Genomic DNA, 16,650 nt, shown 5'->3' with positions numbered 1-16,650 from the left:
GATCCCCAATAGTCTTCAAGTAACTTCGTTTCTATAACCAGAAACTTCGCTCTTAGAACAATGTCGAAATCGTAAGAGCAAACACCTGTGTTTGGTCTGCAACATCTTTGTCGAGTACGTGTGCGAAATCTCCGCGAAGTGGCCCAAGTGGTGAGTCCCACAGAATACTTGCACCAATTGATGTCCGCGTTTGTACAGTGTTACCACTGGTAATCAAAGCAGGATTAATCGCACTTGCGCCAAGATACGCTGCGTCCGCCCAAATTGCACCTTTCAAGCCATAACTCTCAGGTACAACTGGGATTGGAAATTCAACCTCAGCAGACAATGTCGCATACTCAGATATACCCAGCGAATTTGAACCGTTTTTCGGACCGAAGCCGCGCGCCTTAAAGCCACGAATTAGGTTTTGACCCGGAACAAAAGTTTCCGTTGGGTGCGCGTTCGATCCGCCAAGAGCATTGATCATACCGACTTGGCCTTTAACACTGGCGATCACACCATGGTCAGGCAAGACCGGAATATAGTAACGGCCCTTAAGTTCGGTTTTCAGCAAGTTATGGTCGATGCCCACATATTGCTGAACAAGGCTGATAGCGTAGCCTTCGCTAGGTGACAACTGGCTGTCTACATCAGTGTAGGTAAGCGAGTAACCCAAGAATGCCTTCTGCAACGATGTCGGAATATATGCAGGTTTATCGATTGGTTTAGGTGGTGTCCCCGTACCATCTGAGAACGTCGTGATATCGTACCCGCCGAACACACCCAACTGTAACTTGTCTACAATCGGCGCACCGATACGAACCTGAAAACCAGTCGAATCTGTACCGTAGTTATAATACTTATCTTCATCAATCGTACGACGGTAAACATCGATACCAGCAGAGATGTTAAGCCCCATGAACTTAGGTTCAGTGAAGGAAAAATCATAAGTCCGGCTGCCAAATGTACCGCCAAGTGCCAATTTCAAGCTTTGACCTTTACCCAAGAAGTTTCGCTCTTCAAGGGATAATTCGACACCAAAGCCAGACTGTGGAGAGTAATTAGCACCGCCACCCCAACTACCGGTCGATTTCTCTTCAACAACAACATTGATCACAACTTGATCTGCTGATGAGCCCTGTTCTGCATTAACTTGAACTTGAGAGAAGAAACCCAAAGCCTGCAATGATTCACGACCAGCGGCCAAGAATGTGCGGTTGAACGGATCACCTTCAGCAAATTCAAATTCGCGACGGATCACGAAATCACGTGTTCTTGTGTTGCCGTAAATATTGATGCGTTCCACATAAAGACGCGCACCTTCATCGACCAAATAAGTGATGTTAAAGCGCTTATTTTCTAGGTCACGGTCAATACGAGGACGAACTTCAGCAAATGAATGTCCTTGATATGCAGCGTCGCGCGCCATGTCCGCTGCGGTACGTTGGAGGCTCGAAACAGAGTAACGACGGCCCTCGTGCGTACGAATTGAAGATCTCAACGTATTCGCATCAATACCTGCAATGCTCGTCTCGATGCCTATTGTTCCAAACTCATAGCGTTCACCTTCATCAATCGTGAAATTGATAAAATAAGCATTGCGCTCTAGGTCGCGCTCCGCAACCGCAGAAAGAACCTGTGCGTCCGGAAAACCTCGGTCAGCGTAATACAAACGCACCAATTCGCTATCAACGTTTAGTTTATCTTCGTCATACACATCATCGCGGAACAAAAAGCTCAACAAATGTGACTCGCGTGTACGGATCGCAGCTTTAAGCTGCGCATCACCGATAGATTTATTGCCGGTAAATGTAATCTTTGCGATCCCAGAACGGTCACCTTCATCAACGACAAAGACAACTTTCAAACGAGAATTCGCCGCAGATTCTACACGTGTTGTAACGGATACGGCATTGAAGCCTGCTTGATCATATGCAAGTTCAATATTACGCGCGTCCTGTGCAACGGCGGCCTCGGTGTAAACACCGCGTGAGCCCACATCAACCAAGTCTGAAAGCTTAGCATCGGAGAATTTTTGGTTACCCTCAAATAGGACCGATGAAATAATTGGATTTTCTTTAACTGTTACCCGAAGCGTGCTGCCTGAAGAGGCTACATTGACGGTAGAAAACAGCCCGCTTTGGTAAAGTGCATCAATCGATTCGTCGATTTTTGATGCAGTAGCGTTCTGCCCTTTGCGAACAGCAAGGAAGGAAACGATTGTACTATCGTCAACACGCTGGTTGCCGTTAACTACAATTGTACGAATTGTCGCCGCATGTGCGGCATTTACACCAAGCAAACCGCTGATTTGAGCCGGAATGAGAGGACTTCCCAAAACCAGTAACAAACCCAGTATTATACTTGGCAATATTCTTGTTCGTGCAATCATTGTTCTCTGACGCCTTTCAGCACTTCCCGCACGAGCACAGACACAACTCTGTCCCTCGCGACACTAACTCCATGATCCGTTTTACTGTTTCTTAAGCCAAACGCAAGACTAAATAGGGCTTTGAGTTACCAAAAGATTTGCACTGCACCCCTTGTGCAACACTTTTTTAGCATCTAGGGGCCGAGTCTATTCGCTAAAATATGTCGTTTATTAGAGAAAACACCATTAGCGACATGACGATAACCAGACCAAAGCGAAACCCAATTTCTTGTATACGTTGGCTCAACGGCTTACCGCGCACCACTTCATACAAATAGTAGAACAGATGTCCCCCATCCAACATTGGAATTGGGAACAAATTAAAGATACCAATATTCAGTGACAAAAGCGCCATCAGATTTATAAGCGTAAAGATGCCCAAAGCTGCTGCTTCGCCTGATATTTGAGCAATTTTAACTGGACCGCCAAGTTGTTCAACGTCCCCTCGCCCCACAATGAGCTCGCCTAAAAATGCGAAAGACCGATCAACGATTAGCACCATGTCGTCAATGGTAATGAAAACGGCTTCAACCGGGTTTGGTCGAACAAACACCACATCTTCTTGTTCAGCTTGCCGTGAAACGCCCAGAAAACCAATTTTTGACGTGTTTCCAAATCTGTCTTCTCGTTCACGAACGCCAGTACGTACATTGAGGTCGATAATTTGTCCTTGGCGATCTACTTGGACCACCACATCGCGGTCAGGGCTTGTTGCAATAAGCCGCTGAAAGTCGCCAAAGCTGCGGACCATATAGCCATCGACACGCACAATTTTATCAAGTGGCATCATACCGGAAATTGAAGCGGGCGTGTCAGGTTGTACTTCATCAATGGTCGCATCAAGCGTATAGCGCCCTAGCCCCATAAGCAGTCCATAAAGAACAACAAAGGTAAAAAGGATATTTGCTATTGGCCCTGCAATCACAACGGCAATACGTTGCCAAACATTCTTGAAATAAAACAGCGAAGATTTGGTCTGCGGGTCAAGGGTTTCAAGTTGATCATGGTTTGGCACGCTGGCCGCATTCATATCGCCCACAAACTTAACATAGCCACCAAGGGGGACGGCGCAAATCTTCCAACGCGTACCGTTTTTGTCGTTAAATCCCCAAAGTTCTGGCCCGAATCCAATGGAGAACACTTCCACTGCAATGCCGTTCCATCGCGCAACGAGATAATGACCCATCTCGTGAACAAAGACGATCACTGTGAGAACCGCTAAAAACGGAACGATTGTATATAATGGTGCGAGAAAACTTTCCAAGAACTTGTCCTTTTGTCACCGAAACTCAGGCTACCAAAGCAAGACGCCCTCAGCGACATGGTCTGATGTGAAGTGTGCGACGCCAATAAAATAAAGCAATACCGCGCCCACTGTAAAACTATCAATGCGATCCAAAACACCGCCATGGCCGGGAATGATGTCGCCACTATCTTTAATCAGGAAATGCCGTTTTAGGGCACTTTCCGCAAGATCACCGATTTGAGCAGATGCGCTAATCGCGGCCGAAATCAAAATACCAATCCACAGGGGGGACAATGTGCCAAAGCCCCAAACGAGCGTTCCGCCTAATGTTCCAAAAACGAGACCGCCAACGGCACCGCTCCACGTCTTAGATGGAGAGATTATTGGCGCAAGCTTTTTACCGCCCAGTTGACGCCCCACAAAAAACGCGCCGCTATCCGTCAGCCAAATGACAGCAGTCAGATAAACCGCAGCCAATATGCCCAGATTTGTATCACCTCTCAGCGCTAAAACGCAAAGACCTGAAAAGCCCAAAAACCCAGCAGCTATACCATTTGTTGGCCATTTGCCAATTCGATCATTCAACAACATCGCCAAAATGCCAGTGAATATAAATAGACCAAGAGACACCCAAAACCCGACAGCTGGGTAGGCAATAGAACTCAAAGCCAACATACCCATAATGAAGTAGGAAAAACGACTTACCTTCCCCCCGCCGGTCATAAGTGACCATTCATGGTAGGCAACCGCCAGTACGGCGCCGATGAGCAACGCCACAGCTAACTGTCCGATAACTATTGCCGCAACAAAAATGGGAATTAGGAACATCGCCGAAATCAAACGCGGTCCGAGATCGTTCCATGACGGACCAGAGTTCTCATTTAATGTTTTTTGAGGTTCTTTTGACACACCCACCACTATTCAATATTGCCAAAACGGCGCTTGCGGGTAGCGAAAGTGTGAAGCAAATCAAGAAACGAGCTTCTGCTGAAGTCAGGCCAAAATTCCTGCGAAAAAACGAACTCCGAATAGGCTGATTGCCAAAGAAGAAAATTGGATAGGCGCTGTTCACCGCTTGTACGAAAAATGATATCAGGATCAGGAAGGCCGCCGGTATAAAGTGCACGGGACATGACATCTTCATCAATATCTTGCGTCTTTAACTCACCACGAGCAACCCGCTCGGCGATATCAATCGTCGCATCCAAAATTTCAGCGCGCGCACCGTAATTGAACGCAATATTCAATTGAAGGCCCGTACATTGGGTTGTGCGCTCCTCAGCCTCCTGGATCATCTTGAGTACAGAACTGTTCAGTCCTTTCCTGCTACCCAAAATACGAATTCGAACATTGTTTTTTGCAAATGTACCAATATCTGAGGCGACGAATTTCTTCATCAATCCCAATATTGTGTTGATCTCATCCTGCGGACGACGCCAATTTTCCGAGGAAAAACTAAACACCGTCAGATATTTGATTTCAAATTCGACAGCGCAAGTAACGAGACGTCTTAAGGCCTCAACCCCTGCTCGATGACCGTCTGATCGATGTTTGCCGCGGGCCTGTGCCCAACGACCATTGCCATCCATAATGACACCAATATGGCTCGGCAACTGGTCCGGCGCGATGTCTATAACAGTTTTGGCAACGGCGTTGTCCATAAAGGTCGTCAATCCAGTTTTGTTAAACCCGCATAATGTCGGCTTCTTTAGCCGCCAAAAGCTTATCAATTTCAGCAACAGCACCGTCGGTAAGTTTTTGCACGCTCTCAGATTCTGAGTGCAAATCATCCTTGCCGATATCGCCGTCTTTTTCCAATTTTTTTAATGCGTCCATGCCATCGCGACGAATATGACGAACAGCAACTTTGGCTTGCTCCGCATATTGGTTTGCAACCTTAGTAAGTTCCTTACGACGCTCTTCGTTCAGTTCAGGCAACGCAACGCGAATAAGCGTTCCTTCTGAGGCAGGATTAAGGCCAAGATTGCTATCTCTAATACCTTTTTCAACAGCTTGCGTCATTGACTTGTCCCAAACTTGGACTGTCAACATGCGCGCGTCAGCTGCAGAAACTGTAGCAACCTGGCTAATCGGCATTTTAGACCCGTAGGCATCAACCATCACAGGTTCCAAAAGGCTGGGGTTTGCACGCCCGGTGCGCAAGCCGCCAAATTCTTCTTGCATGGAAACTATGGATTTCTTCATGCGATCATCAAGATCCGCGATTGAAAAGTCTGTCATCGTTTTATTCCTTATTCTACGCTACCAGCAACCAAAGTCGACAGTGCGGTCCCCTCAATAACGGCGCGAACGCCCCCATCAACGTCTAGTTTGTATACATATATCGGCAGATCATTGTCACGCGCTAGAGCAAATGCAGCCATATCCATAACTTTAAGGTCTTGGGAGATCACATCGTCATAGCTAACTTTGTCAAACCTTGTCGCGGTTGGGTCAGTTTTTGGATCAGCTGAATAAACACCATCAACTTGGGTACCCTTAAACAAGGCATCACATTGAAGCTCCACCGCCTTAAGCGCCGCTGCGGTGTCAGTGGTGAAAAATGGATTACCCGAACCACCTGCGCAAATTGTAATTTTACCCTCTTCCAAAGCTCGACGGGCATCCCGCACGGTAAAGGTGTCAGCAACCGAAGGCATTGCAATGTTGGAGTAAACCTTTGCTTTGCCACCGTAACGCTTTATCGCGTCGCCAAGCGCAAGAGAGTTTATGACTGTTGCCAACATGCCCATATGGTCGCCCACGACTCTATCCGCGCCACCTGCCGCCACCGACATGCCACGAAAAATATTGCCACCACCGACAACAATTGCAACTTCTAAACCTGAATCTGAAAGATCCCAGAGTTGGCGCGCAACCTGGTCGAGAAATTCGGGTTCAATCCCGAATGAATTGTCTCCAGCAAGTGCTTCGCCGGAGACTTTAATCAATATACGCTTATGCGAATGAGAGGCCATTAGCCACCCTGACCTTTGTTACAATGAGAAAGAGAATCTCTTTGCGTGAAAGGTTAGGCTGTACCAGCAACCGCCGCAACCTCGGCAGCGAAGTCTTGCTCTTCTTTTTCAATGCCTTCCCCAATTGCGAAGCGAACAAACTCAGTCACTTCAACAGGAGCACCAGCATCTTTTTCTGCCGCTTTCAAAACGTCAGCGATTTTGCTTTCACCATCGATCACGAATGTTTGAGACAATAAGCAAACTTCTTCGTAGAATTTGCGAACGCGACCTTCAACCATTTTTTCAACAATGTTAGCAGGCTTGCCAGATTCAGCTGCTTGCTCAGCAAATACTGAACGTTCTTTTTCAACAACAGCTGGGTCAATTCCATCTTGTGAAACAGCCAAAGGTGCTGGATCAGCAGCCGCAACATGCATTGCCAACTGGCGACCAAGTGCAGCCAAACCATCCGTTTTGCCAGTTGTTTTCAAACCAACAAGAATACCGATGCTGCCCATGCCATCAACAACTGGGTTGTGAATGTAAGAGCCCACAACACCGTTTTCGACGGTCACAACAGCACTGCGACGCACGTTCATATTTTCGCCAATTGTTGTAACTTTTTTCGTTACTTCTTCAGCAATCGAATGATCAGTACCCGGGAACGGTGCAGCATTAAGCTTTTCAGCATCAGCGCCATCCGTGAGAGCTGATTTTGAAATTTGGCCAACCATTGTCTGGAATTCTTCATTCCGAGCAACAAAGTCCGTTTCAGAATTCACTTCAACCACGGCGCCTACATTGCCTTCAGTTGCAACCGCAACCAAACCCTCTGCAGCAACACGGCTGGCTTTCTTAGCAGCTTTGGCTAAGCCTTTGGTCCGCAACCAGTCTACGGCTGCGTCCAAATCGCCATTGGTTTCGCCAAGAGCCTTTTTGCAATCCATCATGCCTACGCCAGTCATATCGCGTAGTTCTTTTACAAGTGCAGCTGTGATAGCCATTTTATCACTCCTTCTTGCCGGACAAGGCCAGCAAATCATTTCATCTAGTCTAGGCTGTTACGCGATTTTTATGACGCTGATTTGGCAAGCTCAGCAGCTTGACCCAACCAACCATCACGCTCGATACGGCCTTTAAAGCTCAAGCGATCATCAACATTTACAATGTCTTCTGGTGTAAACGCAGCTACTTGCGCGTAGGTGTAAATGCCAAGTTCGTTCAACTTGCCTTCAAGCACTGGACCGACACCTGAGATTTTTTTCAAATCATCAGCTTCACCAGCAGGCTTTTCAAACAAAGCGCCTTCAGTCGCAGCAGGAGCCGCAGCTTCTTCAACAGGAGCAGCAACAGCTTCTCCAACTGCAGCTGGTGCAGTTTCAGCAGCCAAAACTGGCTCTTCTTGAATATCAACAGCAGCGCCAAGATCTTCACCAAACTGAGAAGACGAACGAGAAATGCCGTCCAAGGCAGCGCGTGAAATCAACGAACAGTACAATTCGATTGCGCGTGCAGCATCATCATTGCCTGGGATTGGAAGATCAACAGCTTCAGGATCACAGTTTGTATCTGAGATCGCGATCACTGGAATGCCAAGACGACGTGCTTCATGCAGCGCAATTGCTTCTTTGTTTGTGTCGATAACGAACAAAAGATTAGGCACATTGCCCATGTCTTTAATACCACCAAGATCACGCTCAAGACGCTCTTGCTCGCGTGAACGTTGCAAACGCTCTTTTTTAGTTAGGCCAGCAATGTCTTTTTGCTCTTCCAACTGACGCAAACGTGCGATTGATTTAGAAATTGTCTGCCAGTTGGTGAGCATACCGCCCAACCAACGTGAATTAACATAGTACTGAGCGCATTGTTGTGCAGCTTGTGCAACAACTGGTGCAGCTTGACGCTTTGTACCCACGAACAATACACGACCGCCTTCAGCCACTGTATCGGAAACCAACTGCAACGCACGGTGCAAGTTAGGAACAGTTTGAGCCAAATCGATAATGTGAATATCGTTACGAACACCGAAGATGAACTTTTCCATCTTTGGGTTCCAACGGTGTTTTTGGTGTCCGAAATGTACGCCTGCTTCTAGCAGTTGACGCATAGAAAAATCTGGAAGTGCCATGGGGCCTTCTCCTTTAAACCGGTTATGTCCTCCGCAAGGCATTGCAATACTTTAAAAGCATCACCGGTAGGCGTCCAATGTGGATAACCCAACCTTGCGTGTGAATTTACAGCGCGGACTTAACCCAGAAACATGGAAATGGCAACAACAAATGGGTGCTAAACAGCACTAATGACAACCAATAGGAAAAAAGCCCCTAACCATTGGCCTTTTGCACGCTTACCTTGGCATCTTCAACGCCCGGTACAACCTTTAGCGAACTGGCAAGTTCATGAGATAATCTATAGTTTCCAGGCAATTCAATTTCATATTCTTTTGCCCGATCCTCACCCATCACTACAACGCTAACTTGCCCCTCACCGCCGCGAATGAGCTGATTTTGCAATGATGACAAGCCTTTGGTATTCTCCAGATAAAGCGTCAACTTGTTTGCCATTCGAGCAACTGCTTTTTCAATGGAATGCAAATTGATCAGTATTAACCGCACCCCGTCAGGCTGAGAATCTGCTTCGACCTCAAGCACCACAGATTGCCCTTGAGATAGTAACTGGTCAAATCGATCCAATTGCTCCGAGAACACCAAACATTCAAATGTCCCGGACGGATCAGACAATGTAAGAATGGACATCGACGAGCCCTTGCGGGTTTTTCTGTCGTTTCTGGTTGCAATTGTGCCTGCCAGCCGCCCTGCGCGCGCGCCGTTTCGAGCCGCTTTCTCAAACGATATCCAACTCTGCACATAACCCTCATTATAAAGGGATTTATGATCATCCAACGGGTGCGCCGATAAATAAAAACCAATCGCGGAAAACTCTTTGGCCAACCGCTCAGACAGTGCCCAAGACTTAATGCCTTTTGCTGGAATAATGGGTTCGGGCTTGTCGGCCGCAAACATATCAACAACACCTTCACGACGATTGTTGGTTGCGCGTTGTGAAGAACTCACCATCACATCGACGACGGACATTACTTCCTCACGACGGATACCCATTTGATCGAATGCACCAGCACATGTGAGCGTTTCCAAAGCACGCCGATTGACAATTTTAGGGTCAACACGAGACGCAAAATCCGCCAAATCGGCAAAAGGTTGATCGCCACGAATAGCGACAATATGCTGGGCGACGTTGCGCCCAACGCCCTTCACCGCACATAGACTATAGTGAATGGCTTCACCATGAACTGAGAAATGAACCTCGGACGAATTCACGCAAGGTGGTTGAACCTCAATATTAAGTCTATTCGCTTCTCGTTTGAAATCATTAAGTTTTTCAGTATTCCCCATATCCAACGTCATCGAAGCAGCCAGGAATGCTTTTGGATGATGAGCTTTCAGATAACCGGTTTGATACGAGACCAATGCATAGGCAGCAGCGTGAGATTTGTTAAACCCATAATTGGCGAACTTAGCGACAAGTTCGAAAATGTTAGCGGCTTGCGTTTTCTCAACGCCCTGCTTCACCGCGCCATCAACGAACAATGCTTTTTGCTTATCCATTTCAGACTTAATCTTCTTACCCATCGCGCGTCGCAGCACGTCCGCTTCACCAAGTGAATAACCCGACAGCACCTGCGCCAACTGCATTACTTGTTCCTGATAAACAATAATGCCAAAGGTCTCTTCAAGGATCGGTTTAAGCTTCTCGTGCATATAGTCAGGTTTTTCCCGACCATGCTTACGCGCACAAAAACTTGGAATATTGTCCATCGGACCGGGTCGGTAAAGCGCTACAAGCGCAATAACATCTTCGAACCTATCCGGTTTCATATCAACCAAGGTACGACGCATTCCTGGGCTCTCGACCTGAAACACCCCAACCGTTTCACCCTTGGAGTAAAGCGAATAGGTCAGTTCATCGTCGAGAGGGATTTTCTCAATCTCAAACTGACCACCGTCAAGATTGATAATGTTCACCGCATACTCGATGACAGTAAGCGTTTTAAGGCCCAAAAAGTCGAATTTAACGAGCCCAGCGTCTTCCACCACTTTCATGTTATATTGGGAAACAGGCATATCAGAACGGGGGTCGCGATAGAGCGGCACCAATTGCTGCAAAGGCCGGTCACCGATTACAATACCAGCGGCGTGGGTCGAAGCGTGTCTGTAAAGACCCTCAAGCTTTCGCCCGATGGTCAACAGTTCCGCAACAGTTTCATCTTCATCACGCATCGCTTGAAGGCGGGGTTCGCCATCAATGGCTTCTGTTAGGGTAACGGGGTTCGCAGGATTGGAAGGCACCAATTTACAAATTCGGTCGACCTGTAAATAAGGCATTTGCAACACCCGACCCACATCGCGCAAAACAGCCCGCGCCTGCAACGAACCGAACGTAATAATTTGCGCAACCTGCTCGGCACCATATTTCTTTTGAACATAGGTGATCACCTCTTCACGCCTATCTTGGCAAAAATCGATGTCGAAATCGGGCATCGACACCCGTTCCGGGTTCAAAAACCGTTCGAAAAGAAGGTTATAGCGCAAAGGATCAAGGTTGGTGATGGTCAGTGAATATGCAACGAGAGAACCCGCACCAGACCCACGCCCCGGCCCTACGGGAATGCCATTATTCTTCGCCCATTTGATAAAATCCGCAACAATCAAGAAATAGCCAGGGAACTTCATGTTGATAATGACGTTCAATTCAAAATCTAATCGATCCCGATAGACTTTTTCGCTTAATCCTTCAGCCGGACCAATTTCTTTTAGGAAAAGTTCCAGCCCTTCATGGGCCTGCCGTGAAAGCTCCGCGCCTTCTGCCGCTACAGCATCTTCTGCGGACAAATCTTTTGGTGCAGCAAAATTCGGTAAAATTGGTGCGTGTTTTCTGGGGCGAAAATTGCAACGTTGCGCAATCTCAAGCGTCGAGTTTAGCGCCTCGGGCAAGTCGGCAAAAACGTCACACATTTCTTGGCGCGACTTAAAGTAATGTTCTTGCGAGAGTTTGCGCCGTTCGGTCTGCGCTAAAACACTACCTTCCGCGACAGCCAACAACGCATCATGAGATTCATAGTCTCCCGCTTTGGCGAAGAACGGCTCATTGGAGGCAACCAATGGAATGCCATTTTCATAAGCGTAGTCGATCAGTTGTGGCTCAACCAATTTCTGGCGATCAATATCGTGGCGTTGAAGTTCAATATAGAGGCGGTCACCAAAGCGTTCTTTCAGAGAATTGAGGCGGCTTTTGGCGACACCGTCATATCCTTGGGCAAAAGCGGGATCAATGCCGCCCTCAAGACCGCCCGTCAAACAGATCAAATCCTCCGTCAGTTCACCATCCATCCAATCAAGATGAAGTTGAGCCAACCCATCCTCACTCTGCAGATAAGCTTGGGATACCAATTCACTTAAATGCAGAAATCCCGTTTTGGACTGCGCGATAAGCACAATTGATTCTTTGGCAAATTTCTTGCGTTCTTTTCCCGGAATGTCCTCGGGTGGCTCGAACTGAACTGGTATTTCACAACCAACAATTGGCTGCAGTCCCTTACCGCTCGCCATCTCTGAAAATTGTAGGGCGCCGAACAGGTTCCCAGTATCAGCTATACCCAAGGCTGGCTGATTGTCAGCCACAGCCAAGTCGATAAGTTTGGGCAGCTTAATCGCTCCTTCAAGAAGCGAATAAGCAGAGTGCGCATGTAAATGTATGAAGCCGGGACCGTTTGTCATAATTCCCTATCTTTGTCAGAGCCAAGCCGCCACGCCAAGCCGATATCTGAACTCATACACAAGTGTCAGAGGCAAAGCTTAGGATAAGGAAGAAAGTATATCTAACCAAACCAATACGGCGCCACTAAATGCAGTAATAGAACAAAGGGCCATCATGTCTTTAATAAGGTGTGTCATATCAATCTCCATGTTTCCTGTTTGTTCTTATATATTCCCTTTTTGTTCTTGTCCACAGCTTTTCAACAACTGGTCCACAGGTCAAGCATTTATGGTAAACAACGCGGCTGGTTGAATTTATTTTGGATATATCGTGAAATGCTATCGCATAAATCGTGATCAACCTGACCGCATGGATGACACCTTGAAGGAACAAAATGCCAAACAACAAATCAAATTTTGACTGGCATAGTGAGCATTTGACACCGGATACAATCATCACGGACAGCTACAAAACCAGCCAAAATGTACGCAGGTTTTTCACCCAGCAATTGGGCAACGACTTCAAGTTTACAATCGCGTCCATGACTTGGATGAAAGAAAATGTGGGCAAAACGCTTGGAGAAGCGGTAATTGAAATACAAAGGCTGCGCCAAAAATCAAAAGCCCAAAAGGACTAAACCACTGGACCCGTCCCAACCAAAAACTAAAATTCAAACGGCACCAGCTGCCCGTCTTTAAGCGTCAAAATACGGTCAGCGCGCTTTGCAATGTCGTAATTGTGTGTCGCGATTAGCCCTGCTGCATCATGATTGCGAATGGAGTTTGCCAACAAGTCAAACACGGTCGAGCTTGTTTCAGGGTCCAGATTTCCAGTTGGCTCGTCCGCCAAAATCAATCCGGGCTTATTGGCTAACGCGCGCGCGATGGCAACACGCTGTTGTTCACCACCAGACAGTTGCGCGGGTCTATGTGTTCCGCGTTCTGTTAGCCCCATCATGCCAAGCAACTCGTCGCCACGTGCGCGGGCAACATCATCTGAAATGCCTGCAATGAGTTGCGGCATCATCACGTTTTCTGTTGCACTGAATTCAGGCAACAAGTGATGGAATTGATAAATATAGCCAACATGTTGTCGACGAACGAGCGTCCGTTCCCGGTCGCCAAGCCCATCAGTCGCCACATCGCATATGCCGACTTTACCGGCATCCGCACGCTCCAATAACCCCGAAATATGTAGCAAGGTGGATTTACCAGCACCCGATGGCGCCACCAGAGCAACAATCTCACCGCTAAGGATCTCCAAAGAAGCGCCTTGCAAAATCTTAAGCTGGCCCTCGCCCTGTTTATAGTGACGATGAACATCGACAAGGCTTAGTTTGACATTTTGATCAACCATTACGAAGTGCCTCAACCGGGTCATATTGGGCCGCACGCCATGCGGGGTATAGCGAAGCGGCAAAGCTTAGGAACAACGCCAGGCCGACAACGAAAGCAACCTCAACTGGATCGGTTTTCGATGGTAGTTCTGACAAAAAGAAAATTTCAGGTGGAAATAGCGCTACGCCAATTGTGTCAGATATCCAGGCGCGTAGGCTTTCCGCGTTGGCGGCAATCACTAATCCAATCACTAAGCCAAGCAATGTGCCGGCGACACCGATGGCTGTGCCTGTCATGCAGAATATGCGCATAATTGATGCACGGGTCGCCCCGATCGTGCGTAAAACAGCAATATCCGCGTTCTTTTCTTTCACCAGCATCACCAGTGACGAAATAATATTAAATACCGCGACAAGAACAATCATCGAAAGAATAACGAACATCACCACGCGTTCCACCTGCAAGGCAGAAAAGAACGTCTCGTTTCGACGTTGCCAATCGGTGAAGATCATCGGTCTTCCCGCGGCCAACTGCAACTTTTCACGCATCGCTGTTGTTGCGTCAGGATCATCCAAAAATATCTCTATCGCGCTTGCCCGGTATATCCGTTCATATGCCGCATCAATCTGCTCGTCCGTTGCATCCAGCGGCAGCGGCCCCTCGCCGTCTTTCAACTCATCCCTAAAGAGCTGAAAATAGCTTTGCCCCTGTTGCAAAGGCATAAACACGTAAAAACTATCAAATTCGACCATGCCAAGTTCAAAGATTACGTTGACTGGGTAAGAACGGATTTGTGGCGTTGTCCCAAAAGGCGTCACAATTCCGTTTGGTGTAATAATCGTCACCGGATCGCCGATTGAAACGCCAAGTTTTTGTGCAAGCCGAATGCCGATGGCCAAGCCACGGCTATCGTCCCACCCGTCAAATCCACCCAAAATGGCCGATTTTTTCAGGTCCGGTAGCTTTTCAACATCACGTAAATTCATGCCGCGAACTGAAACGCCCGTAGATTGGCCAACGCCAGATGCCAGTGCCTGCCCTTCAGCAAACACCACAACAGATTGAACACCGTCAATTTTTTCTAAGCGCAGCAGTACATCTTCATAATCTTCGAACTGTTCCTCTATCGGAAACACAGTGAAGTGGCCATTCAATCCAAGGATTTTGTCCAACAATTCCGCACGAAAACCATTCATCACAGATGTGACAACAATCAACGTCGCAACCCCAATGGCGATGCCAGTGAGCGTTAGCGCCGCAATGACGGAGATAAATGTCTCCTCGCGCCGCGCCCTTAGATATCGCCAGGACACCATGAATTCAAACGCAGAAAATGGTCGGTTTTTCTCAATCACTGATGTGCCGCTATTTGCCATAGATTAGATTGTGTCCAAACGTAATGGTTCGATAATCGAACGAATGTGTTCAACTGCTGCTTCAATCGAAACGTTGCTGCGCTCACCGGTTTTACGATCTTTGATTTCAACTTCGCCATTTTTAAGACCACGCGGCCCAACAATCATTTGGAACGGCAAACCAATCAGATCGGCCGTCGCGAACTTGCCGCCTGCACCCATATCACGATCATCGTAAAGCACATCAATACCGGCTTTCATCAACCCACCATAAAGCGATTGGCAGGTCTCAACGCATTTATCGTCGCCAGTTTTTAAATTGATCAACCCAAGCTCAAATGGCGCTACTGGCACAGGCCAGATAATGCCATCATCATCGTGGCTGGCTTCAATAATCGCGGGCAATACACGCGTCAGGCCAATGCCATATGACCCCATATGCACGGCAACTTCTTCGCCGTCTGCGTTGGTGACTTTCGCGCCCAATGGCTCAGAATATTTCTCGCCGAAATAGAACACTTGGCCAACTTCAATACCACGCGCGGCGATCCGACGATCTTGTGGCACATCAGCTTCGAACTTGTCCATTTCGATCATGTCTTCTGTCGCCGCATACATTGACGTCCAATCCGCAACTATGCCGCTAAGATCGCCATCATAGTCAACATCGATGGATGGAATTGCTTTATCCAACAATGCGCTATCGCAGAACACGCCACTTTCGCCCGTGTCCGCCAACACGATAAACTCATGGCTTAGATCACCGCCAATTGGGCCGGTTTCTGCCTGCATTGGGATCGCCGTTAGACCCATGCGGCGGAATGTGCGCAGGTAGGCAACAAACATGCGATTGTAGGCCTTGATAGCGTTTTCCTTGTCGAGTTCAAAGGAATAAGCATCCTTCATCAAGAACTCGCGGCTGCGCATAGTGCCAAAACGTGGGCGGATTTCATCGCGGAATTTCCACTGCACATGATAAAGATTGAGCGGCAGATCCTTGTAGGATTTCACACTTGAACGGAAGATCGATGTGATCATCTCTTCGTTTGTTGGTCCATAAAGCAAATCACGGCCATGGCGATCTTCGATCCGAAGCATTTCCTTGCCATAGTCGTCATACCGGCCACTCTCGCGCCACAAATCAGCAGGCTGCAAGGTCGGCATCAACATTTCAATTGCGCCCGCACGGTTCTGTTCTTGCTCAATTATCGCTTGAACTTTACGCAGCACTTTGTAGCCCAATGGCAACCAAGCATAGAGCCCACTGGCTTCTTGCTTAATCATACCAGCACGCAGCATTAGGCGGTGCGATACGATCTCGGCTTCCTTAGGGGTCTCTTTTAGGACGGGCAGAAAATAACGGGAAAGGCGCATAGTGGTAGCAGCTCTTTTCGACTCGAGTATTCAAATTGAAGGTTCGGCTGCGAGAAAACGCCAAATGTCCGAAATTATCAAGCCAAAACCACAAAATCAGTCATTAAGCGTTCCAGTAAACCAAACATGCCAATATTTGCATGATGATGACAAAAAGTTGATGACTCCCAACAAATCCCTTGTTAGTGTC

13 protein-coding genes are annotated in these 16,650 nt (G+C 47.7%); 1 reads left to right on the top strand and 12 read right to left on the bottom strand.

What is annotated here, in order from left to right; all coding sequences use genetic code 11:
• Positions 1–52: 52 nt before the first annotated feature.
• The 9 genes from bamA to dnaE form a co-directional block, all read right to left on the bottom strand.
• Positions 53–2,374 carry an outer membrane protein assembly factor BamA gene (bamA, locus tag ACSHWX_RS06905; RefSeq protein ID WP_435667465.1) on the bottom strand — a complete coding sequence of 774 codons (2,322 nt, stop codon included), beginning with the start codon at positions 2,372–2,374 and terminating at the stop codon, positions 53–55.
• Positions 2,375–2,567: 193 nt separating this feature from the next.
• Positions 2,568–3,677, bottom strand: coding sequence for an RIP metalloprotease RseP (rseP, locus tag ACSHWX_RS06900; RefSeq protein WP_435667464.1), 1,110 nt, complete (start codon positions 3,675–3,677; stop codon positions 2,568–2,570).
• A gap of 30 nt (positions 3,678–3,707) precedes the next feature.
• Positions 3,708–4,568 (bottom strand): phosphatidate cytidylyltransferase, encoded by an 861-nt coding sequence (locus ACSHWX_RS06895; protein WP_435667463.1) that lies wholly within the window; start codon positions 4,566–4,568, stop codon positions 3,708–3,710.
• A gap of 8 nt (positions 4,569–4,576) precedes the next feature.
• The gene (locus tag ACSHWX_RS06890) at positions 4,577–5,320 is read right to left on the bottom strand and encodes an isoprenyl transferase (protein ID WP_435667462.1); all 744 of its coding nucleotides are present in this window, start codon (positions 5,318–5,320) and stop codon (positions 4,577–4,579) included.
• Positions 5,321–5,342: 22 nt separating this feature from the next.
• Positions 5,343–5,900, bottom strand: a complete 558-nt coding sequence (gene frr, locus ACSHWX_RS06885) for a ribosome recycling factor (protein ID WP_435667461.1) — start codon at positions 5,898–5,900, stop codon at positions 5,343–5,345.
• 11 nt (positions 5,901–5,911) lie between these two features.
• Positions 5,912–6,637: a UMP kinase gene (gene pyrH / locus ACSHWX_RS06880; protein ID WP_435667460.1), complete on the bottom strand. Its 726-nt coding sequence runs from the start codon at positions 6,635–6,637 to the stop codon at positions 5,912–5,914.
• 53 nt (positions 6,638–6,690) lie between these two features.
• On the bottom strand, positions 6,691–7,623 hold the full coding sequence (tsf, locus tag ACSHWX_RS06875) for a translation elongation factor Ts (protein WP_435667459.1): 933 nt from the start codon (positions 7,621–7,623) through the stop codon (positions 6,691–6,693).
• A 68-nt stretch (positions 7,624–7,691) separates the two neighbouring features.
• Complete coding sequence (gene rpsB, locus ACSHWX_RS06870) at positions 7,692–8,747, bottom strand: 30S ribosomal protein S2 (protein ID WP_435667458.1); 1,056 nt, start codon at positions 8,745–8,747, stop codon at positions 7,692–7,694.
• A gap of 196 nt (positions 8,748–8,943) precedes the next feature.
• Positions 8,944–12,414 carry a DNA polymerase III subunit alpha gene (gene dnaE, locus ACSHWX_RS06865; RefSeq protein ID WP_435667457.1) on the bottom strand — a complete coding sequence of 1,157 codons (3,471 nt, stop codon included), beginning with the start codon at positions 12,412–12,414 and terminating at the stop codon, positions 8,944–8,946.
• A gap of 374 nt (positions 12,415–12,788) precedes the next feature.
• On the opposite strand from dnaE, the gene ACSHWX_RS06860 reads away from it, so the two are divergent.
• Positions 12,789–13,031, top strand: a complete 243-nt coding sequence (locus ACSHWX_RS06860; RefSeq protein ID WP_435667456.1) for a DUF6434 domain-containing protein — start codon at positions 12,789–12,791, stop codon at positions 13,029–13,031.
• Positions 13,032–13,057: 26 nt separating this feature from the next.
• On the opposite strand, the gene ACSHWX_RS06855 is transcribed toward ACSHWX_RS06860, so the two are convergent.
• From ACSHWX_RS06855 to proS, 3 genes are read right to left on the bottom strand one after another with little or no spacing between them, the layout of a single operon-like run.
• Complete coding sequence (locus tag ACSHWX_RS06855) at positions 13,058–13,750, bottom strand: ABC transporter ATP-binding protein (protein WP_435667455.1); 693 nt, start codon at positions 13,748–13,750, stop codon at positions 13,058–13,060.
• Complete coding sequence (locus tag ACSHWX_RS06850; RefSeq protein ID WP_435667454.1) at positions 13,743–15,107, bottom strand: ABC transporter permease; 1,365 nt, start codon at positions 15,105–15,107, stop codon at positions 13,743–13,745. Before ACSHWX_RS06850 ends, ACSHWX_RS06855 begins: the two co-directional genes overlap by 8 nt.
• 3 nt (positions 15,108–15,110) lie before the next feature.
• Positions 15,111–16,460: a proline--tRNA ligase gene (proS, locus tag ACSHWX_RS06845; RefSeq protein ID WP_435667453.1), complete on the bottom strand. Its 1,350-nt coding sequence runs from the start codon at positions 16,458–16,460 to the stop codon at positions 15,111–15,113.
• Positions 16,461–16,650: the final 190 nt, after the last annotated feature.

The sequence above is a fragment of the Maritalea sp. genome (genome assembly GCF_051251695.1).
In the GTDB taxonomy this organism is placed as follows: domain Bacteria; phylum Pseudomonadota; class Alphaproteobacteria; order Rhizobiales; family Devosiaceae; genus Maritalea.
The sequence above is the reverse complement of the archived record's forward strand: the minus strand, read 5'-3'. Positions and strand labels throughout refer to the sequence as shown.